This is a genomic window from Bizionia myxarmorum (assembly GCF_008086205.1).
Lineage (GTDB): Bacteria > Bacteroidota > Bacteroidia > Flavobacteriales > Flavobacteriaceae > Algorimicrobium > Algorimicrobium myxarmorum.
Genome location: NZ_VSKK01000001.1, coordinates 623,431 through 644,375 on the forward strand (window position 1 = coordinate 623,431; position 20,945 = coordinate 644,375).

18 protein-coding genes are annotated in these 20,945 nt (G+C 33.7%); 12 read left to right on the forward strand and 6 right to left on the reverse strand.

Annotated elements, in window-relative coordinates; all coding sequences use genetic code 11:
• Window positions 1-5 precede the first annotated feature (5 nt).
• From ES674_RS02790 to ES674_RS02805, 4 genes are all read left to right on the forward strand, one after another.
• Complete coding sequence (locus ES674_RS02790) at window positions 6-1,079, forward strand: TPM domain-containing protein (RefSeq protein WP_148402459.1); 1,074 nt, start codon at window positions 6-8, stop codon at window positions 1,077-1,079.
• A gap of 133 nt (window positions 1,080-1,212) precedes the next feature.
• Window positions 1,213-1,695 (forward strand): DUF1761 domain-containing protein, encoded by a 483-nt coding sequence (locus tag ES674_RS02795; protein ID WP_148402460.1) that lies wholly within the window; start codon window positions 1,213-1,215, stop codon window positions 1,693-1,695.
• Window positions 1,696-1,756: 61 nt separating this feature from the next.
• On the forward strand, window positions 1,757-2,917 hold the full coding sequence (locus tag ES674_RS02800; protein ID WP_148402461.1) for a GNAT family N-acetyltransferase: 1,161 nt from the start codon (window positions 1,757-1,759) through the stop codon (window positions 2,915-2,917).
• 73 nt (window positions 2,918-2,990) lie between these two features.
• Window positions 2,991-3,197 (forward strand): hypothetical protein, encoded by a 207-nt coding sequence (locus ES674_RS02805; RefSeq protein ID WP_148402462.1) that lies wholly within the window; start codon window positions 2,991-2,993, stop codon window positions 3,195-3,197.
• 66 nt (window positions 3,198-3,263) lie between these two features.
• Here ES674_RS02805 and ES674_RS02810 read toward each other — a convergent pair whose 3' ends face one another.
• A complete protein-coding gene (locus ES674_RS02810; protein ID WP_211359264.1) occupies window positions 3,264-4,181 on the reverse strand; it encodes an SPFH domain-containing protein in 918 nt (305 codons plus the stop codon).
• Between the two features lie 157 nt (window positions 4,182-4,338).
• Between ES674_RS02810 and ES674_RS02815 the strand changes: the two genes are divergently transcribed.
• Window positions 4,339-5,022, forward strand: coding sequence for a hypothetical protein (locus ES674_RS02815; protein ID WP_246125959.1), 684 nt, complete (start codon window positions 4,339-4,341; stop codon window positions 5,020-5,022).
• Between the two features lie 8 nt (window positions 5,023-5,030).
• Here ES674_RS02815 and ES674_RS02820 read toward each other — a convergent pair whose 3' ends face one another.
• The 4 genes from ES674_RS02820 to ES674_RS02835 all read right to left on the reverse strand — a co-directional run bounded on the left by ES674_RS02820 (window position 5,031) and on the right by ES674_RS02835 (window position 8,995).
• Window positions 5,031-5,543: a thioredoxin domain-containing protein gene (locus ES674_RS02820; protein ID WP_148402463.1), complete on the reverse strand. Its 513-nt coding sequence runs from the start codon at window positions 5,541-5,543 to the stop codon at window positions 5,031-5,033.
• Window positions 5,540-6,148, reverse strand: a complete 609-nt coding sequence (locus ES674_RS02825) for a hypothetical protein (RefSeq protein WP_148402464.1) — start codon at window positions 6,146-6,148, stop codon at window positions 5,540-5,542. The genes ES674_RS02820 and ES674_RS02825 overlap by 4 nt, the downstream gene beginning before the upstream one ends.
• 82 nt (window positions 6,149-6,230) lie before the next feature.
• Window positions 6,231-7,757: a glutamate--tRNA ligase gene (gene gltX / locus ES674_RS02830; RefSeq protein WP_148402465.1), complete on the reverse strand. Its 1,527-nt coding sequence runs from the start codon at window positions 7,755-7,757 to the stop codon at window positions 6,231-6,233.
• Between the two features lie 191 nt (window positions 7,758-7,948).
• Window positions 7,949-8,995 carry an alkane 1-monooxygenase gene (locus ES674_RS02835; RefSeq protein WP_148402466.1) on the reverse strand — a complete coding sequence of 349 codons (1,047 nt, stop codon included), beginning with the start codon at window positions 8,993-8,995 and terminating at the stop codon, window positions 7,949-7,951.
• A 109-nt stretch (window positions 8,996-9,104) separates the two neighbouring features.
• Between ES674_RS02835 and ES674_RS02840 the strand changes: the two genes are divergently transcribed.
• From ES674_RS02840 to ES674_RS02860, 5 genes are all read left to right on the forward strand, one after another.
• Window positions 9,105-12,542 carry a DUF4175 family protein gene (locus tag ES674_RS02840; protein ID WP_148402467.1) on the forward strand — a complete coding sequence of 1,146 codons (3,438 nt, stop codon included), beginning with the start codon at window positions 9,105-9,107 and terminating at the stop codon, window positions 12,540-12,542.
• Window positions 12,535-12,951 carry an rRNA maturation RNase YbeY gene (gene ybeY / locus ES674_RS02845; RefSeq protein ID WP_148402468.1) on the forward strand — a complete coding sequence of 139 codons (417 nt, stop codon included), beginning with the start codon at window positions 12,535-12,537 and terminating at the stop codon, window positions 12,949-12,951. Before ES674_RS02840 ends, ybeY begins: the two co-directional genes overlap by 8 nt.
• Window positions 12,952-13,067: 116 nt before the next feature.
• Complete coding sequence (mnmG, locus tag ES674_RS02850) at window positions 13,068-14,939, forward strand: tRNA uridine-5-carboxymethylaminomethyl(34) synthesis enzyme MnmG (RefSeq protein WP_148402469.1); 1,872 nt, start codon at window positions 13,068-13,070, stop codon at window positions 14,937-14,939.
• Between the two features lie 116 nt (window positions 14,940-15,055).
• Complete coding sequence (locus ES674_RS02855; RefSeq protein WP_148402470.1) at window positions 15,056-15,925, forward strand: class I SAM-dependent methyltransferase; 870 nt, start codon at window positions 15,056-15,058, stop codon at window positions 15,923-15,925.
• Window positions 15,926-16,145: 220 nt separating this feature from the next.
• Window positions 16,146-16,667: an OmpH family outer membrane protein gene (locus ES674_RS02860; RefSeq protein WP_148402471.1), complete on the forward strand. Its 522-nt coding sequence runs from the start codon at window positions 16,146-16,148 to the stop codon at window positions 16,665-16,667.
• 41 nt (window positions 16,668-16,708) lie between these two features.
• Here ES674_RS02860 and ES674_RS02865 read toward each other — a convergent pair whose 3' ends face one another.
• Complete coding sequence (locus ES674_RS02865) at window positions 16,709-17,863, reverse strand: DNA polymerase III subunit (RefSeq protein ID WP_148402472.1); 1,155 nt, start codon at window positions 17,861-17,863, stop codon at window positions 16,709-16,711.
• 188 nt (window positions 17,864-18,051) lie between these two features.
• Between ES674_RS02865 and ES674_RS02870 the strand changes: the two genes are divergently transcribed.
• Together ES674_RS02870 and ES674_RS02875 are read left to right on the forward strand one after the other, a co-directional pair.
• Entirely contained in the window at window positions 18,052-19,239 is a 1,188-nt protein-coding gene (locus tag ES674_RS02870) for a phosphoglycerate kinase (RefSeq protein ID WP_148402473.1), read from the forward strand.
• A gap of 90 nt (window positions 19,240-19,329) precedes the next feature.
• Complete coding sequence (locus tag ES674_RS02875) at window positions 19,330-20,937, forward strand: lytic transglycosylase domain-containing protein (RefSeq protein ID WP_148403621.1); 1,608 nt, start codon at window positions 19,330-19,332, stop codon at window positions 20,935-20,937.
• Window positions 20,938-20,945: the final 8 nt, after the last annotated feature.

Below are 20,945 nucleotides of genomic sequence, written 5' to 3' on the forward strand. Positions count from 1 at the left end.
AGTTTATGACAGCACAAACGGACTATCCTGTTTTAACGGAATTTTGCACAGATAATGCCCAATTATTTACTGCAGATGAAGTGCTAGCTTTAAATACTAAACTTAAAAATTTTGAAATTGAAACCACGCATCAAATTGTGGTGGTTACTGTAAATAGTTTAGAAAATAATTCTATTGAAGAGTTTGCGCTTCGTGTTTATGAAATCAATAAAATTGGTCAAAAAGGGGAGGACAATGGACTATTAATTCTGATAGCTAAAGACGATAGGGAATTTAGAATTGAAGTGGGTTATGGTTTAGAACCGATCATTACGGATGCGCTCGCCTCTAGAATCACCAGAAATATAATGACGCCTGAGTTTAAAAATGGCGATTTTTACAAGGGAGTCGATTTAGCTACAGATGAAATAATTAATTTTATTAGCAATCCTAAATATGCTGAAGAGTTGACAAATGTTGATGAGTTTGCCAATGTTAATGAGGTGAATGAACTTAAGAATATGCCTTTTGTATTTACAATTTTAATAGCTTGCGTGGTTTTCGCATTTCTGGGTGTATTTATTTTTGTGGGTGGTGCCTTATTTATGTCTTCTTTTAGAAAATTAATAAATCTTTACAAGGGATTAATTACGGGAAAAGTAAGCGTGCTATCCTTTCCATTTGTATTAATTGGTCTACTTTTTACTATACTTTTTTCACTGCCTTTTATTATCGTGCCTTTAATTTTTGCTATTATGTTTTCAGGCATGCTTTTCTTTAATAAAAATCCAGATGAAATATATGATGCATTTTACAGCACAGGTTTATTAACTATTCCAATAGGAGTGAGTTTTGTGGGTATTATAATCATTTTGCTTCCTGTTATTTTGGCCTTTTTAGGTAGAAAGAATAGCCTGTATGACCCTATTAAGTTTTCATTTTTAAAATCGGACAAGCGCTATATGACCAAGAATTTTTCGTCGTCAGGATCTAGTAGCGGCAGTAGCCATTCCTCTAGAAGTCCATCAAGCCGATCATCCAGCAGTTTTTCTGGTGGTGGCGGCAGATCTGGCGGTGGCGGTTCCAGTGGGAGATGGTAAAAATGTCTTCTTAAATTTGAATTTTCGCTCATCAATTCTAGATTAAGATGTTTCTGTGATTTGCAGTCGTTGGAAATCGATAAACCAGAATTTTAATATATCTTTAAATCACTAATTTTTCAAAAAGTGAACCATGGATATTAATTTTATAGCCATTTTAGTGGCTGCTTTTGTACCCGTAATTATGGGTTATATTTGGTATAATCCAAGAACCTTTGGTGCTATTTGGATATGTGAAGCAGGTTTAACTTCGGAAATTTTAAAGAAAGGTAACCTCGTTAAAATAGTTATTTTAACCGTAGTATTTTCATTTATAATCGCTTTTGTATTACAATTTTACACCATTCATCAAACTGGTGCTTTAGGAATGATAGGCGGAAATTCAACAGACGCTTTACCTTCTTACACTGCTTTTATGGCCGATTATGGTACCGCATTCAGAACTTTCAAACATGGCGCTTTGCATGGTTTTATGGCGGGAGCTATATTCATTTTTCCAGTGTTAGCAATTAATGCGTTGTTTGAACGAAGAAGCTGGAAATATGTTTTTATAAATAGCGGATATTGGATAGTATGTACTACAATTATGGGCGGAATTGTTTGCGGTTGGAATTAATTTGTAATGAATATATAATACGAAAGACTGATGTACACAATCCGTCTTTTTTCATAAAACTTTGGTAAAAACAAAACTATTTACATCTGCGCATACCTTACCATCAGCTTGGGATGCTTTGGTTTATCATGACATTTTTTTGCAATCTGCTTATTTAAAAGCTTTAGAAGCAGCAGCACCAGACAACATTACTATATATTATTTAGCGTTTTATAGAAACCAAGAATTAATAGGTGTTTCCATAATTCAGCGTGTAAAATTATATTTGAATGATATGTTCAGAAATGCAGATGATTCTTGCTATAAAGAACGTTTTAAAAATCAGATTTCTAGGGTTTTAAAAGGTAATATTCTAGTAGTTGGAAATATAACGCATACGGGTCAGCATGGTATATATTACAATCAAAATGTAGTGTCAGATTCCGAATTTACTAACGCTTTATTGGATGCTGTTACAGTATTAGAAAAAGAGATTAAAACCGTTTACAACAAGAAGATTCGTGCGGTTTTATTGAAGGATTATTTTCTAACAGATGCGATTCACACCAACCACAATGCACTGAATACATTAGGTTTTCATCAGTTAGCTGTTCAACCTAATATGATTATGAACATTCCAGAAAATTGGTCAACTTTTGACAATTATTTGGCCGCTCTGCATAAAAAATATCGGGATCGTTATAAATCAGCCCGAAAGAAAGCCCAGGATATTTCCACCATAGAATTAGATGAAGCTGCTATTTTAAAGCAATCTGAAATATTATATAAATTGTATAAAAACGTTTCTAACAACGCTAAAATTAACTCTTTTATATTGCCCGAAAATCACTTTTTCACTTTCAAAAAAGAATTAGGAGACAACTTTAAAGTATTTGGCTATTATTTAAAAGAGGAGTTAGTAGGATTTTACACACTTTTGATAAATAACAACTATTTGGAAACCTACTTTCTAGGCTATGATTCTAATTACCAATTCAAACATCAGCTGTATCTAAATATGCTTTATGACATGGCAGAATTTGGCATTAAAAATCAGTTTAAAGCCATTGTTTATGCCCGAACAGCTATGGAAATAAAAAGTTCCGTGGGTGCAAAACCTCAAAAAATGCTGATGTATTTAAAGCATACCAATTGGTTTATGAATACGCTGCTAAAATATATATTTAAACTCATGAATCCCGCCAAGGACTGGGAAGAGCGGCATCCTTTCAAAATGAATTAACAAATAGCTAACACATTTTCTTTTTTTATGCATGTGTTTTTTGATACCTTTTATGAACTTAAATATAAATAATATGAAAACGGTAAAAGAACTCCTAACTGAAATTTCAACAGTAACTAGAAATATTGAAACCAATTATCCGGAAGTTTATGAACATTTAGATGAGATTCCTAGTACCATTCCTAGTGAAAAAAACCCTGAAATAAGCACGAAAGAACTGGAAGATTATTTAGAAAGTTTGATTGCAATTATCACAAAATATAAAGAGGAACATCAGTAGTAAACCGTTTAAAGTTTTTCTACTTACATGTTCCTCTTAAAAAAGGTAATTCGTGTTTTGAAGACCTTATTCTTTAGTCTTTTTGTTATTCTTCATGGCTTCACCAATCTGATTACTAGCAGCAAAACTTGCTACCATATCATTTAGCATATTACTTCCAGCTTGTGGTGCATTTGGCAGTAAAATTAAGTTACTATTTGTGGCTTCACCTAAAGATTGAAGTGTATCATAATGCTGCGTTACAACAATTAATGCAGAAGCTTCTTGAGAGTTAATACCCACACGATTTAATACTTCAACAGACTCTTCTAATCCACGTGCAATTTCACGACGCTGATCCGCGATACCTTGACCTTGTAAACGTTTACTTTCGGCCTCAGCTTTTGCTTTTTCAACAATTAAAATACGTTGTGCATCACCTTCATATTGTGCGGCAGTTTTTTCTCTATCTGCAGCATTAATACGGTTCATGGCTATTTTTACTTGAGGATCTGGATCAATATCGGTAACTAACGTTCTAATAATATCAAAACCATAATCCATCATAGCATCATTTAATTCTGCTTTTACAGCCAATGCAATATCATCTTTTTTCACAAAAACATCATCTAATTTCATTTTTGGAACTTCAGCACGAACCACATCAAATACATAACTTGTAATTTGCTCATGCGGGTAATCCAACTTGTAAAAAGCATCGTAAACTTTTTCTGTAACTACTTTGTATTGCACAGAAACTTTAAGTTTTACAAATACATCATCCAGCGTTTTGGTTTCTATAATAACATCTAATTGCTGAATCTTTAAACTTAAACGTCCTGCAACACGGTCAACAATTGGAATTTTCATGTGTAAACCTGATTGGCGAATACTGTGAAACTTTCCAAAGCGCTCAATAATGGCGGCTGTTTGCTGTTTTACCACAAAAAATGAGGAAAACAGAATGAAAAGTCCAATTAAAATTAATGGAATAAAAAATATCATAGCTTGTTTTTTAAATTAAAAATGGACTTCTAAATTACGCTATATTTTAATGGAATAAGGTGATTTTCAAAGAAATCTACACGCTTGAATTCTACATGAAGAAAATTAAAAATTTAATATTTTTTTCCCTAGTTTTGTTATAAATCCCTAGCTCATCATGTTAAACTCAAAATCAGGAATTCTATTTGCAGCTATTTGTATCAGTTTAATTACAATGGGTTTTGGCCAGCCAAAAAACTATAAAATTGTAAATGGCATTGGTATTTATGGTGGTTTAACACAGTATGATATTGTAACCGATAATTTCACCACTAAAAAAGATAATGGCTGGATGCTTGGCGCTTCTGCAACTGTCGATTTGCCGAACAAGTGGTACAACATGAGCTATACTATTCAGTTAGCTGAAAATCATTTAGGGATTGCTGCAAAGCCTGTATTGCTTTCTAATGAAGAATTCGTTGACTTTAAAATATTGACGGCTCAAATAGCCTTATTAATGCATGTGAAGTTAATTGAAAGCTTTTTAACTATTGATGTGGGACCCATGCTTCAATACAATGGCCAATTGGAACTAGATGATAAAAATCAAGAAAATTATTTTATTGCGAATTACACCAATTTACAAGCGAAAGATATCCGTGAAATCAGCCAATTTAACGTGGATGGCGCGATTGGTTTATCGGCTGGATTTAGTCACTTTCGTTTAAAAGCTCAATATATTTATGGCTTTTTAAACACCTTTAATAAGTTAAATGATCCCGATTTAGACCAAACTGGAAACCCAGGAAAATTTAAAGGAAATCAATCTATGTTGGCGTTTACAGCAATGATTTCGTTTTAAAAAAACAGTTAATCTAGATATTTACTTATCAAATTTTTCTTTTGGTCTGCTGTTAAATCATAATGACTTTGAGCTAGTAACGTATTGTCAGAATCCAAAATATAAAAGCTAGAATCACCCATAACATCTTCATTGCAATCTGAACAGAGGGTTTTTATAATACTAGAAAATGATTTTTTATTCGTTAAATATACAGGAAAATATAAGCCTTCGTAAAACAAATAATTATTTAATGCTTCTTGATTTCTTTTAGATTCTCTTGAAATAACAAACAACTCAAATTTGTCCTTATTTTTTAAATAAAGATCATTTATAATTGGGTTAAACTCCAAGGTGGCAGAACAGGTGTTACTGTAAAAATAAATAATTTTTGTAGCACTTTTAGAGCTATTTATTTGGTCTTGCAATTCGTTTAAAGGCAGATATGTTATTTTAATATTTTCGGTTTGTTTTGGCACATAATTTTGCGAGAATAGCGGTAAACTCAAACATAACATAAGAACTACTATTAAATATTTCATTTATTGGCCTGTTTAAGTAAATCTTCTTTCTTTTCAGGTGATAATTCCCAATAATCTTGAAAATCCATATTCAATAAAACAATTTGAATATTTTCGCCTTTTATTTTTTGACGCTGTAAAACCTTATACCATTTGAAAAGTGCATCCATATTTTTAGATTTGTTAAAGAATTTAGCCCAACTTAAAACAAAATAATAGTCATTGTTTTCTGTTTTTTGTAAAGGTTGTAAAGTTTTATAATTAACAAGGTCATTAAACCAACTATCAATATGGATAGCGTCTTTTTTGGGTTTGTTTCTTATTTTTTTAAAGTTAGAAAGTTTATCAATTATATCCGATATCTTAATGTACTCTAAATACAAGCCATCTTTATCGAAAACGTGGACAACCGGTCCAATTAGATAACCATCATTGTTAAATTTAAGAAAAGCTTCAAAGTTTTTAAATATAACTAAATCTTCACGATTGAATTCCAATTGATTTTCGACTAAAAAACTTTCTATTTTTTCTTCATTTTGAAATTCAAAATTAGAGTTTTGACTTTGTATAGTAAAGCATGACACTATTAAAACCGAAAACACTATTAGGAATTCCTTTTTTCTCATAATGATAACTATAGGTTAAACTTATTTAATTGAAATATATTGAATTTTATAACACATTCCACTTGTTTGGTAATCATGATAATTATTTTGAGCCCAACGTATTCACCAAATTCTCAATGCGGCGTTTGGTTTCATCTTTTCCTATTAAATACATAATATCAAAAACTTCTGGTCCTTGTAAAGCGCCAACTAAAGCTAAACGCAAGGGCATCATGACTTTTCCAAAGCCAATTTCGTTTTTAGTAATCCAGCCTTTTAATTCTGTTTGGATGTTTTCCACTGTAAAATCTTCAACAGATTCAAGAACAGTCATTACTTTGGTCATAATTTCTGGAGAATCCTCTTTCCAAGCTTTTTTAACCGCTTTTTCATCTAAATCCGTTGGAGTTTGGAAGAAAAAGTGACTTAATTCCCAAAAATCACTCACAAAATTAGCACGCTCTTTTATGAGTGCAACCACTAATTCCACATAATTAACATCAATATCTGCTAATTCTGGTTGCATATCTTTAAAGCTTTTCGCTAAATCATCATTGTATTGCTCTTGCATATAATGATGGTTAAACCATTTTGTTTTATCAGGATCAAAACGCGCACCAGATTTATTCACACGGTCTAAATCAAAAGCAGCAATAAGCTCATCCATGCTAAATATTTCTTGTTCGGTTCCTGGATTCCATCCTAAAAAAGCCAAGAAGTTTATAACGGTTTCTGGAAAATAACCATCCTCACGATATCCACGAGACATTTCACCCGTTTTGTCATCTTTATACGCTAATGGAAATACGGGAAAACCGAGTTTATCGCCATCACGTTTGCTTAATTTTCCTTTTCCTGTAGGTTTTAAAATCAATGGTAAATGTGCAAATTCAGGTTTGTCCCAACCAAAAGCATCATATAGTTGGTAATGTAATGCTAAAGATGGTAACCACTCTTCGCCACGAATTACGTGGGTTATTTCCATTAAATGGTCGTCCACAATATTCGCTAAATGATAAGTGGGTAAACCATCACTTTTAAACAACACTTTATCATCTAGAATATTAGTTTCAATAGTCATTTCACCACGAATAATATCCGTTAAATGCAAGGTTTCATCTTGAGGTGATAAAAAACGAATCACATAATCGTGGCCCGCATCTAATTTCGCTTGAGTTTCGACTTCGGTAAGCACCAAAGAATTTACTAAACGCCCTTTTTTACGATTATGCCAATTGTAAATAAAGGTTTTCCCTTCTGTTTCGTGATCTTTTCTGTGTGCATCTAAAGCATCAGCCGTGTCAAAAGCGTAATAAGCATTGCCTGAAGCAATTAATTGCTCAGCGTATTGCTTGTAAATTTCTTTACGCTCGCTTTGTCTGTATGGTCCAAATTTTTCGTTGGTATTTACACCTTCGTCAACAATAATACCGCACCATTTTAAAGATTCTTCAATATAATTTTCAGCGCCTTCCACAAAACGATTTTGATCGGTATCTTCAATCCGTAGAATAAATGTTCCGTTGTGTTTTTTAGCAAATAAATAGTTGAAAAGGGCCGTGCGGACACCGCCTATATGTAAAGGTCCGGTTGGACTTGGTGCAAAGCGGACGCGTACTGGTTTAGACATATTTTATGTTTTGAAAGCACAAAGATAGAATAGCAATTCACAAACAACAAAGAAAATGGCATAAAGCGCAGTTTACGACCGTTAGGTTTTGGAATATTAGCTGAAATCCGTTTTATATTTTGATGAAGTGCGTCAATTCCAGTGAATTTTATGATTGAAAAATCGTAAAATTAGTATCGAGAATAGATAATTCAATTCATCACAATCATCTCTTGGGGAACACGTTTATTCATGATTTTAAACCACAAAGGCGGAATTAAGGCCAAGACCATGGATGTTGGATAGCCAAATGGCATTTGCGGACTTACTTCATGATACTCTAATATCTGATATTTTTTATTCGATTTAAAATGATGATCGCTATGTCTCGTCAGTTCATATAAAACCATTCGTCCAACCACATGATTGGAATTCCAAGAATGATTTTCCTTCACACGTTCATAACGTCTAGAATCTGTTTTGCCTCTTAACAACCCATAATGCTCAATGTAATTAACGGTTTCTAAAAGTAAAAATCCTACTATGGCAGAGCCTAGAACGAATAATAGTCCAACTGATCCAAATAACAAAAACACGGTTAGTAGGTAGCCAAGTTGGAGAATGACATACCAAAACATATCATTATAGGCACTTAAAAACGATTGATTATTTCGCGATAATAAGTTTTTCTGAATCTTCCAAGCGCCTATATATTGTCGGGTTGTTGAGGTAAACCAAAAACCATAAACACTTTGATTGTATCTAGCAGTTGCCGGATCTTCTTTAGTGGCTGCATGCAAATGGTGACCGAAATTATGCTCTATATAAAAATGCATATATAAGGAAGGTAGAAGTAAGGCTTTCCCAATAAAACGTTCGTTGGTGGTTTGTCTGTGGCCTAATTCATGTGCAACATTAATACCATTACTGCCTAAAACCATTCCTACACCCAATATAATTCCTATAAATTCATAGGTTTCGAGTGTGTTTTTTGAAATAAGAATCAGTGAAGCAAGTAGTATACCATAAACAATGGGTAAATTCAAATACAGCATCCAGTCAAAAAGACCATTTAAATTTTTTTCTTTGACGCTCTCTTCGGAATAGTTAGCTGTGTCTATTGGTAAAAGTAGTTCTAAAATAGGTAATAATATAAACGCATAAAAGGGTGTAAAATAACTCCAATAGCCCTGAAAATATAAGCTGATGATTGTGGTTAACGGAATAGTAAAAGCTACTAGATATTTTAAATCTTTCATAATAACGTCTTTTTGTCCTTCTAAATTAACACAATGTTATCAGATATAGATAATTACCGAACAAAAAAAATTGTAGTTTAGTAAGTTGAACAGAAAACACTGAAAATACGTGACGCAATTTGATACTATTTTACAGAAATTAGAAGCTTTTGTAAGGCGTTATTACACAAACGAACTTATAAAAGGCAGCATACTATTTTTTGCTATTGGCTTTCTATATTTTCTATTAACACTTTTTGTAGAATATGTTTTTTGGTTGGACATAACTTCTAGAACAGTATTATTTTGGATTTTTATAGGCGTAGAGGTCGCCTTTTTTATAAAATTTATCGCTATTCCTTTAGCGCATTTATTCAAGTTAAAAAAAGGAATTGATTATATCCAAGCGTCTAAAATAATTGGTACACATTTCCCGGAAGTCAATGATAAATTGCTGAATGTTTTACAATTAAAACAGCATGGTGTGGAGTCTGAACTTTTATTGGCAAGCATTAATCAAAAATCTGTGGAATTACAACCAGTTCCATTCAAACTAGCCATTAATTTCAAACAGAATTTACGCTATGTTAAATATGCGGCTATTCCCATTGTCATTATATTATTATCCGTTTTATCTGGAAAAATGAGTTGGTTTAGTGATAGCTATAATCGGGTTGTAAATCACAATACAGCTTATGAACCGCCGGCACCTTTTCAGTTTTTTGTGGTTAATAATGATCTGACAGCTACTGAAAATAAAGACTTTATTTTACAAGTTAAAACGGTTGGTGACGTTATTCCAGAGAATGCTAAAATTACCTATAATGACGAAACGTATTTTTTACAACAGAAATCTGCTGGCGACTTTGAATTCGTGTTTAGTAGGCTTAAAAGTGATGTGGAGTTTAGATTGTCGGCCAATTCGGTTAACTCCAAACCGTATATCTTAAAAGTTGCTGAAGTGCCATCCATATTAGGTTTCGAAATGGTTCTGGACTATCCGGATTATATCAAGAAAGCAGATGAAATTTTAACAGGAACTGGAAACGCGGTTGTTCCACAGGGAACTAAAGTGTCTTGGAAATTAAAGACAAAATCTACGGAAAATGTAAAATTGTTTGCGAATGATACGATGCAATTTTCAGGTGAAAAGCAAGGTGATTTCAACTTAACAAAAACGGTTTACAATAAATTTGATTATACCATTTCTACTAGTAATACATCCTTAAAAGATTATGAGCGTTTGGCATTTTCTATAGATGTTATTAAAGATGATTACCCGGAATTACATATTAAAATGGAAATTGATAGTATTAATCAACAAGATATGTATTTCTATGGGCAAGCCACCGATGATTATGGTTTGCGCAAAGTGCATTTGGTTTATTATCCGTCAGCAGACGACAAACAGATTAAAACAGAGCCAATTCCAATTTCCAATGGAAATGTGGGTGAATTTATCACGGCTTTCCCTAATAATTTAGAGTTAACCGAAGGTGTTAGCTATGATTTGTATTTTCAAGTATTTGATAATGACGCTATTAATAACTTTAAAAGTACCAAAAGTAAAATTTATTCCTTCCGAAAATTAACGAAGGACGAAACCGAGGATAAGCAACTGCGGCAGCAAAATGAAACCATAAAAGATTTAAATAAGTCTTTGGAAAAAATGGATGAACGTGAAAAAGAGTTGGAAGAATTCTCTAAAACGCAGAAAGAGAAATCTGAATTGAATTTTAATGATAAGAAGAAGTTTGAAAATTTCCTAAAGCGTCAAAAGCAGCAGGAGGAAATGATGAAAAATTTCAACAAGAAATTGGAAGAAAATTTAAACGAATTTCAAAAGGAAAACAAGGAAGAAGATGCATTTAAAGAAGATATAAAGGAACGTTTAAAAGATAATGAAGAGCAACTTAAAAAGGATGAAAAACTTTTGGATGAGCTTGAAAAACTCCAAGAGAAAATTAACAAAGAAGATTTAACCGAAAAATTAGAGGAATTATCTAAACAAAATAAAAATCAGAAACGGAGTTTGGAACAATTATTGGAATTAACCAAGCGCTATTATGTGGCTAAAAAATTAGAAAAACTGCAGCAAGATTTAGAAAAATTAGCAGAAGAACAAGAGAAACTATCTGATGAAAAACCGGAGAATAATGATAAGGAATCTCAAGATACGTTAAATGAGAAGTTTGAAGATTTTAAAGAAGCCTTGGACGAGTTGCAAAAAGACAATAAGGAATTGAAACAACCTATGGATGTACCTCAAGATGAAAAGCAGGAGCAAGCCATTGAAAAGGATCAGCAGGAAGCTTCTGATGAGCTAGGTGAGAAGGAAGAAAATGAGGAGCAGAATCAAGAGGATGATGCGAAGAAAAATCAAGAAAAAGCGCAGAAAAAACAGAAACAGGCCGCCCAAAAAATGAAACAAATGGGCGAGAAAATGAAAATCGCTATGCAAGCTGGCGGTGGAGAACAAATGGAAGAAGACTTGAAAATGCTGCGTCAAATTTTGGATAATTTATTGTTATTTTCATTTGATCAGGAAAATTTAATGGATCGTTTTAAAACTATAGAAATAAACCATAATAAATATGCAACGTATTTACGCAAACAAAACGATTTAAAAGAGCATTTCTCGCATATTGACGATAGTTTGTTTGCATTGTCTTTGCGTCAGCCTAAACTGTCCGAAACGGTGAATAAGGAGATTTCAGAAGTGTTTTTTAATATCGATAAATCCTTGGATCAATTTTCGGAAAATCAATTATATGAAGGTATTGCTCGACAACAATACACCATTACGGCGGCCAATAATTTAGCCGATTTTTTAAGTGATATTATGAATCAGATGCAAAATCAAATGCAAATGCAAGCGTCTGGTTCTGGTAGTGGTGGAAAACCACAGCAAGGTTTACCTGATATTATTATGAGCCAAGAAGAGCTGAATAAGCAAATGAAGGACGGTATGAAGAAAAGTGATCAGGGCCAACCTAAAGATGAAGGTGAAAAAGGTGAAATGGGCGAAAAAGGAAAGGAAAAAGGCGAAAAGCCTGGTGAAGAGGGCAAAAGTGGCAAGGAAGGAAAGTCGGGTAAAGACGGCCAAAATGGTAATAGTGGAGGGAGTCAGATGGGTGAAGGTGAAGGCAGCGAAATCAGTAAAGGCGAATTGTTTAAAATATATCAGCAGCAGCAACAAATACGTCAAGCGTTGGAAGATAAATTAGCAAAAGAAGGGAAAAGAGGTGTTGGAAATGCTATTTTGAAACAAATGGAGGATGTTGAAATGGATTTATTAAATAAAGGTTTTACCAATCAAACGCTTCAAAAAATGATGAATTTACAGCATCAACTCATGAAATTGGAGAATGCTACTTTGCAACAAGGTGAGGATACCAAGCGTAAAGCGGAGACGAATAAAACCGAATTTCAGAATAATACCAACAATCAAATACCGACGGCTAAAGAATATTTCAATACAACGGAGATTTTAAATCGTCAAAGTTTACCTTTACAGCCAGTTTATAAAAAGAAAGTACAAGCATATTTCAAGAAAGCCAATGATTAGTTTTAATTACGAAAACGATTTTGAGATTGATAATGAAGTTGTCCTGGGAAAATGGATACAAGAAGTTATTGAATCTGAAGGATGTGAGTTGGGTGAAATCAACTATATATTTTGTGATGATAATTATCTGCATTCTTTGAATGTTGAATTTTTAGATCATGATACTTTAACTGATGTCATTAGTTTCGACTACACAGTAGGAAAAGTAATACAAGGTGATATTTACATTTCAACCGAACGTGTCGCTGATAATGCTCAAGATTTTAATACAGATTTAAGTGAAGAGTTACATCGCGTCATGGTTCATGGGGTTTTGCATTATTGTGGTTACACAGATAAATCGGAGTTGGAAGAAGGCGCCATGCGCATGCTAGAGAATCACTATTTAGTTCTGCTAAAAGATATCTAATAATATATCGTATATTTGCACGCTTTTTATTTCAGCATTCTATATTCTTGAAATGAAGTTCAAGTTAATCTCATTGTTCCACGTGGAACAAAATAAAATAATCAAATTTAGTAAGCATGTTTAACGAAGTTTACGATGTTATTGTAGTTGGAGCAGGTCACGCTGGGAGTGAGGCCGCTGCTGCTGCAGCCAATATGGGAAGTAAAACGCTTCTTATTACCATGAATTTGCAAAATATTGCGCAAATGTCTTGTAATCCGGCTATGGGCGGCATTGCGAAGGGGCAAATTGTGCGTGAAATTGATGCGCTTGGTGGTTATAGTGGAATTGTGAGTGATACTTCGGCTATTCAGTTTAAGATGCTTAACAAGTCTAAAGGCCCTGCCATGTGGAGTCCACGGGTTCAAAGTGATCGCATGCGTTTTGCTGAAGACTGGCGGAATATGTTAGAAGGAACCAAGAACCTAGATTTTTACCAAGAAATGGTTTCTGGATTATTGGTAGAAAATCATAAAATAGTAGGGGTTAAAACCTCTTTGGGGATAGAAATAAAAGGAAAATCTGTTGTGCTAACGAATGGTACTTTTTTAAACGGATTAATTCATATTGGTGATAAAAATTTTGGTGGAGGTAGAGCTGGCGAACGTGCTGCCACCGGAATTACGGAACAGTTAGTTCAGTTAGGTTTTGAGTCGGGTAGAATGAAAACGGGTACGCCACCGCGAGTCGATGGCAGGTCTTTGGATTTCTCTAAAATGGTTGAACAACCTGGCGATGAAGTTCCAGAGAAATTCTCCTATTTAGATGCAACGAAGCCTTTAACGAAACAACGATCTTGTCATTTAACCTATACAAGTAATGAAGTTCATGATTTGTTGCGAGAAGGTTTTGATAGATCGCCCATGTTTAATGGTCGAATTCAAAGTTTAGGACCACGTTATTGTCCGTCTATTGAAGATAAAATTAATCGTTTTGCAGATAAGGATAGGCATCAATTATTTGTGGAACCAGAAGGTTGGAACACGGTTGAATACTATGTGAATGGTTTTTCAACATCATTACCAGAAGATGTTCAATTTAAAGCATTACGTTCTGTTGTAGGTTTTGAAAATGTGAAATTTTTCAGACCTGGATATGCTATAGAGTATGATTATTTTCCACCAACACAATTACAGCATAGTTTAGAAACGAAGTTAGTGGAAGGTTTATATTTTGCAGGTCAAATTAATGGAACAACTGGATATGAAGAAGCTGCTTCTCAAGGTTTAATGGCTGGTATGAATGCGAGTTTAAAAGTGCAGGAACGTGAAGCATTTATTCTATCTAGAAGCGAAGCTTATATTGGTGTTTTGGTAGACGATTTAATTACTAAAGGTACAGAAGAACCTTACAGAATGTTTACGTCGCGAGCAGAGTATAGAACTTTATTAAGACAAGATAACGCCGATATTCGTTTAACGCCGAGATCTTTTGATGTTGGTTTGGCCTCCGAAAAGCGTTTAAAACGTATGGAAGAAAAACATGAAAAAGCAGAAGCTTTTGTAGAGTTTTTCAAAGAAACGAGTGTCAAGCCTGAAGAGATAAATCCTATTTTAGAATTGAATGATTCGGCTGCAATGACACAATCTGATAAAATGTTTAAAATCTTTTCAAGACCAAATATTACTATTCATGATATGCGAAAAGTTGAAAGTGTGGATGCTTATATTGCTGAACATAATTTGGATAGAGAGGAGATTGAGCAGGCTGAAATACAGGTGAAATATTCCGGTTATATCAATAAGGAAAAAAATAACGCAGATAAGTTAACTAGGCTAGAGAATATTAAAATACCCAAGAATTTCGACTATTCCAAAATGCAATCCATGAGTACGGAAGCGCGTCAAAAACTAAACCAGATTCAGCCCGTTACTATTTCTCAAGCGTCTCGAATTAGTGGTGTTTCACCAAGTGATGTTTCTGTATTACTAGTTTATTTAGGACGTTAAATTTTAATGTTCCACGTGGAACGTTATTATTATAATGTTTTATTTAAGGCTATTTATCAATGAATATTGCGTGTTTAGTGTAGTAAATTTTTATTGTCAGATAAGTTTTTAAAAGGGTGAAAGTGCATAACAAAAAATCTAATTTTCAGGTTACAGACTATTCGGTTTCGAAAGAAAAATTTCAGTTAGAAAAGCATTCCGAATTTGAAATTTTAGAAACCAAGCCGCAACCAAGTTTGGAAAATTTACCAGCTTATTATAAAAGTGAAGATTATATTTCGCATACTGACACACGCCGAAATTTATTTGAAAAGGCCTATCATTTGGTTCGTTCAATTGCATTAAAAAGTAAATTGAAATTGATAAATGCTTCTGCCAATTCAGATAAAACGTTATTAGATATTGGGTGCGGAACAGGAGATTTTCTGCAAACCGCTTTAAAAGATAATTGGAAAGTTTCAGGAATTGAACCAAATCCAGATGCAAGGAAAATAGCCAATTCAAAAACGGATAATGCTGTTTTTGATACGTCTCAACTTTCTAAATTTGAATCAAAAAGTTTTAATGTTATTTCACTTTGGCATGTGCTCGAACACCTTCCAGATTTTAATGAGCAACTTGCTATTTATAAAACATTACTAAAAGATTCCGGTACTTTAGTAATTGCGGTTCCTAATCATAAAAGTTATGATGCGGAATATTACCAATCATTTTGGGCTGCTTATGATGTGCCCCGACACCTTTGGCATTTCTCACAAAATGGCATGTCCCAATTATTAGCAAAACATGGTTTTAAAGTTGTTGAAACAAAACCCATGAAGTTTGATGCGTATTATGTGAGTTTACTTTCCGAAAAATACAAATCGGGAAATATGAATTATCTAAAAGCATTTTGGACTGGATTCAAATCAAATTTAGCGGCGAAGCGTTCTGGTGAGTATTCCTCGCTCATTTATGTTATAAAAAAGGATCGAAACGCTATTTAAGACCAAATAAGCGCGTTTTGCAGCTCTACAGATATCTTTTCCTTTAAAAACATAATTTCGATTTAAAAATAGCTTGTAAATCGGTCTATTTTTATCGATATTCTCTATCAAAATTTTAAAAAGCATAAATTCTGACTATAATTTAAATTTCTGCTCTTTTTGAAAAACAATCTAATTACTTTATTACATTTGCACCGATTTAAAAATTAAAAAATCAATCATGAAAAACATAATTTTAGTATCGATAGTATTTTTTACCCTACTATCATGCAATACCGAAAGCCAGAAAATTGGTTTTGTAAATAACACGGACTTAATTAGTGATTACCAAGAGAAAATGGATATTGAAGCCAAATTCAAAGGTAAAATTGAAACATTTCAAAAAAGAACGGATAGTATAGGTCAAGCTTTTCAAGCAGAAGCCCAAGCGTTCCAATTAAAAGCTCAAGGCATGGCTCAAGATAAAGCACAGTTAGAATACCAAGCTTTGGGGCAGAAACAACAAATGTTGCAGCAACGCATTCAACAGGAGGAAGGTGCTATTCAAGAGGAAAGTCAAGAGGCAATTGATAGTTTAATTAAAAAAGTACGTGATTACGTTAAGGTTTACGGTAAGAAAAATGGTTATACCTACATTCTTGGTAGTAATGAAGCTGGAAGTGTTATGTACGGTGAAGAAAGTAAAGACCTAACAAAAGAGATTTTGGAGTCTTTAAATGCAGACTATAACAAAGCAGAATAAGATATAATTATCTTCAAAAAAATTACAAGCCAGTTATTAATTTAGCTGGCTTTTTTATGCAATAAACGCGTTAGTTTTATTGACAAATCTGTCAGGATTATTTTGGCATTTCCGTTTCGCTCAATATGAAAAATAGCGTCTTGAATTTCATTGGAAATTTCAATGATATTATTACCGTGAACAAATGGCGCGAAATTCTTTAATTTGAAGCCTTCTGTTTTAGGATCTAAAAAAACCAAATCTTCGGCTCCATAATTTAAAAGCATAGCTTGACGAAAAAAGTCTAAACAAAATTGTAAAAATTGCTTTTGCGTTTCTCGGCCTGTTTTGGCAATATCTTCACTCCAAGAAATTAAATCATGAATAGCCGCTTTATTGCCTTTGGCTTTAAATGCGCTTCGAATCCAGAAAATAAACCAGGTTTCAAATTGGGTATCTTCACTGTCGTGATAAACTAAATCACATGCTTTATTGTAATTACCATGAGCTTGATGTGCTATTTTAGCTGCCACACTAGCTTCGATTTGATAGGTGTTAATTAAAGCGGTTGTAATGACATCTTCCGCTAAAGGTGGGAAATGTAAAACCTGGCAACGGGATCTTATGGTTCCTATAATTTGGTCTTCAGCTTCTGCAACTAAAATAAAAATAGTTTTATTAGGTGGCTCTTCTATAAGTTTTAATAATTTATTGGAGGCTTCTGAATTCATCTTTTCAGCCATCCAAATCAACATGACTTTATAACCACCTTCATAGGATTTTAAGGCTAAAGATTTCACAATTTCTTGTGCTTCATCTACACCAATACGCCCCTGTTTGTTTTCAACGCCTAGTTTTTTATACCAATCAAATAAATTGCCGTAGGGTTGCTGGGTTAAGAGCTCGCGCCATTCTTCTAAAAAATGATTAGAAACAGGATGTTTGGAAACTTTCTGATTTGCGGCAACAGGAAAAGCAAAATGCAAATCTGGATGACCAAAATTTTTGAATTTTATATTGCAAGCTTCATTTCCCGACGTGTTTTCGCCATCGGTATTTTTACAAAGTAGATATTGCGCATAGGCAATGGCCATTGGTAATGTGCCAGAACCTTCCGGGCCAACAAATAATTGGGCATGAGGAATACGGCCGTTATCGGCACTTTGAGTTAAATGATTTTTTATATGTTCCTGACCTAGAATATCACTGAATAGCATACGGCAAACCTACATATTTTTTTTCATTTTTTAAGAAGCCAACTTCAAAAGAAAATTGGTTTTGAATAACGTTAAAACTATTAAAGTAAGGCCAAATAGTAAGTCATTATTGCTTGAAAAATTTATATTTGTGAACCTATATATAGTAATCTTGTTTTAATTTATAAAAAATACAGTATCCTATCATTATGAAAACACTAGACGATTTCAATTTTAAAGATAAAAAAGCGCTAATTCGTGTTGATTTCAACGTGCCTTTAGATGAAGATTTTAAAGTGGGAGATACCACACGTATTTTGGCAGCAAAGCCTACTATCATTAAGGTTTTAGAGGATGGCGGTAGCTGCGTTTTAATGTCTCATTTAGGTCGACCAAAAGGTGAAGAATCTAAATTTTCATTAAAACATATTGTTGATAAAGTAGAAGATATTTTAGGGGTTGAAGTCAAGTTTGTAAATGCTAGTATTGGTGAAAAAGCTGAAAAAGCAGTTCATGATTTAGAGCCTGGGCAGATTTTGCTTCTTGAAAATTTACGATTTCACGAAGAAGAAACTGCTGGTGATGAGGCATTTGCTAAAAAACTCTCCAAGTTAGGTGATATTTATGTTAATGATGCTTTTGGTACAGCGCATCGCGCACATGCATCCACAACTATAGTTGCTAAATTTTTTCCAGATAAAAAGTGTTTTGGTTATTTATTAGCTCAAGAAATTAAGAGTATTGATAAAGTAATGAATACTGGTGAAAAACCTATTTGTGCTATTCTCGGGGGCGCTAAAGTGTCGAGTAAAATTACCATCATCGATAATATTTTAGATAAAATTGACCATTTAATTATTGGTGGCGGAATGACCTTCACGTTTATTAAAGCGCAGGGCGGAAAAATTGGCGATTCATTAGTAGAAGAAGATAAATTAGAACTTGCCAAATCCATTTTAGAAAAAGCAAAACAGAAAAATGTGCAAGTACATTTACCGGTGGATGCCGTTATTGCAGATGCTTTTAGTAATGATGCGAATACTAAAATCTGTGCCGTTAATGAAATTCCGGACGGTTGGATGGGATTGGATATTGGCCCTGAAACTGAAGAAATTTTTGATCAAGTTATACAGGAGTCTAAAACTATTTTATGGAATGGACCACTTGGCGTTTTTGAAATGTCAAATTTTGCAAAAGGCACAAAAGCATTAGGTAAATCTATAGCAGAGGCAACAAAAGCTGGTGCTTTTTCGTTAGTTGGTGGTGGAGATTCTGTTGCCGCTGTAAAACAGTTTGGTCTGGAAGATCAAGTTAGTTACGTAAGTACAGGCGGTGGCGCCATGTTGGAAAGTCTGGAGGGTAAAACACTTCCAGGAATTGCCGCTATATTAGAGTAGCAGAGAGAAATAATTCCCCAAATTTTAAAACCTAAATACGTGTCAAATTTAAAAACAAATGGAGTAATTCCAGTAGTCGGTAATCAATCTATGTTTCAATTAAAGAGAGTTTGTGGAAGTGTTTTTTTAGCATTTTTTGCTATCGGAATATCGTATGCACAAGATTCTATTCCGAAGAAAATTGTTAAAACGCATATCCCCGAAGAACAATTAATGGCTGGAGAGGAATATGATGTTGATACCATTATTGATGGTCAGCAGTTTTATAAAAAAGAAATTAAAATAGAAACAGATTCTTTAAAATCTAAAACGCTTAAGGATTTAGATTTTACAGCCGAATTAGCGGAGAAATGGCGCGAAGAATTGTATAGTAATTCACTTTATGATACCATTTATAACGCTGTTTCAGATTTAGATTATAAAGAAGTTTACTTTCCAGAGCTATCTACAGATACTCTAAAAGCCCGTTTGGAACGCTTAAATGCGAAAACGCCTTTTAATATTGCCTATAATCCGTCTTTAGAAAGCGTTATAAAATCTTTTTTAAAGAATAGACGTGGGTATTTTGAACGCTTAATGGGTTTAAGTTATTTCTATTTTCCCATGTTTGAACAGGAATTGGATGCGCATGATGTGCCTTTGGAAGTGAAATATCTGGCTATTGTAGAATCGGCTTTAAAACCTAGAGCTCGATCTCGTGTTGGTGCCACCGGATTATGGCAGTTTATGTTCGCCACAGGTAAAGAATATGGCTTAAACGTTAGTAGTTATGTAGATGACCGTAGTGATCCTATAAAATCTACCAAAGCAGCAGCTAAATATTTATCAGCATTATATGGTACATTTGGCGACTGGGATTTAGCTTTGGCAGCCTACAATTCAGGTCCAGGAAATGTTTTAAAAGCCATTAGACGTTCTGGTGGTTATGAAAACTATTGGAATATTCGTCACAATTTACCGCGTGAAACGGCTGGATATTTACCCGCGTTTTTAGCAACCATGTATATTTTTGAATATGCTAATGAACATGGATTAGTGGCTGAAAAACCTGCATTTCATCATTTTCAAACAGACACGATTCACGTGAAACAAATGATAACTTTGGATCAAATTTCAGAAGCTACAGGCGTAAAAATGGAAGAATTGCAGTTTTTAAACCCTGCTTACAAATTAGATATTATTCCATTTGTAGAAAATGAAAATTACACCTTAAGACTACCTACAACAGCTATAGGAACTTTTGTAACTAATGAAAGTACTATCTATCAATCTGCAAAAGCGGAATTTGATACGCGAGAGAAACCCCTACCTCAATTTTTTGATAGTGAAAGTAAAGTCAAGTACCGCGTTAAATCTGGCGACTATTTGGGTTTAATTGCCCGAAAGTATAGTGTACGCGTTAGTCAAATTAAACAATGGAATGGTTTACGAAGTAATAATTTAAAAGTTGGGCAGCGTTTAACCATTTATCCAAGAAATCCTGGAGCTGGTTCTCCAGTAGTCAGTAATTCCAGTAATGTCAGCAGTTCTAGTAGTTCAGCGCCTACATCAAACACCTATGTTGTACAGAATGGGGATTCGCTTTGGAGCATCTCACAAAAGTTTTCTGGAGTTTCTGTTCAAAATATTCGAGATTGGAACGATATTAGTGGTGATAACTTAAAACCAGGAATGACTTTAAAATTATTCAAAGGCTAACCATTATA

What these genes read in the sequence shown, in the direction of transcription:
- ES674_RS02795 (WP_148402460.1), top strand. Translation starts at nt 1,213, where the DNA reads ATGGATATTAATTTTATAGCCATTTTAGTGGCTGCTTTTGTACCCGTA.
- mnmG (WP_148402469.1), top strand. Translation starts at nt 13,068, where the DNA reads ATGTTTAACGAAGTTTACGATGTTATTGTAGTTGGAGCAGGTCACGCT.
- ES674_RS02815 (WP_246125959.1), top strand. Translation starts at nt 4,339, where the DNA reads ATGTTAAACTCAAAATCAGGAATTCTATTTGCAGCTATTTGTATCAGT.
- ES674_RS02865 (WP_148402472.1), bottom strand. Translation starts at nt 17,863, where the DNA reads ATGCTATTCAGTGATATTCTAGGTCAGGAACATATAAAAAATCATTTA.
- ES674_RS02825 (WP_148402464.1), bottom strand. Translation starts at nt 6,148, where the DNA reads ATGAGAAAAAAGGAATTCCTAATAGTGTTTTCGGTTTTAATAGTGTCA.
- ES674_RS02860 (WP_148402471.1), top strand. Translation starts at nt 16,146, where the DNA reads ATGAAAAACATAATTTTAGTATCGATAGTATTTTTTACCCTACTATCA.
- ES674_RS02875 (WP_148403621.1), top strand. Translation starts at nt 19,330, where the DNA reads ATGTTTCAATTAAAGAGAGTTTGTGGAAGTGTTTTTTTAGCATTTTTT.
- ES674_RS02790 (WP_148402459.1), top strand. Translation starts at nt 6, where the DNA reads ATGACAGCACAAACGGACTATCCTGTTTTAACGGAATTTTGCACAGAT.
- ES674_RS02870 (WP_148402473.1), top strand. Translation starts at nt 18,052, where the DNA reads ATGAAAACACTAGACGATTTCAATTTTAAAGATAAAAAAGCGCTAATT.
- ybeY (WP_148402468.1), top strand. Translation starts at nt 12,535, where the DNA reads ATGATTAGTTTTAATTACGAAAACGATTTTGAGATTGATAATGAAGTT.
- ES674_RS02820 (WP_148402463.1), bottom strand. Translation starts at nt 5,543, where the DNA reads ATGAAATATTTAATAGTAGTTCTTATGTTATGTTTGAGTTTACCGCTA.
- gltX (WP_148402465.1), bottom strand. Translation starts at nt 7,757, where the DNA reads ATGTCTAAACCAGTACGCGTCCGCTTTGCACCAAGTCCAACCGGACCT.
- ES674_RS02810 (WP_211359264.1), bottom strand. Translation starts at nt 4,181, where the DNA reads ATGATATTTTTTATTCCATTAATTTTAATTGGACTTTTCATTCTGTTT.
- ES674_RS02805 (WP_148402462.1), top strand. Translation starts at nt 2,991, where the DNA reads ATGAAAACGGTAAAAGAACTCCTAACTGAAATTTCAACAGTAACTAGA.
- ES674_RS02835 (WP_148402466.1), bottom strand. Translation starts at nt 8,995, where the DNA reads ATGAAAGATTTAAAATATCTAGTAGCTTTTACTATTCCGTTAACCACA.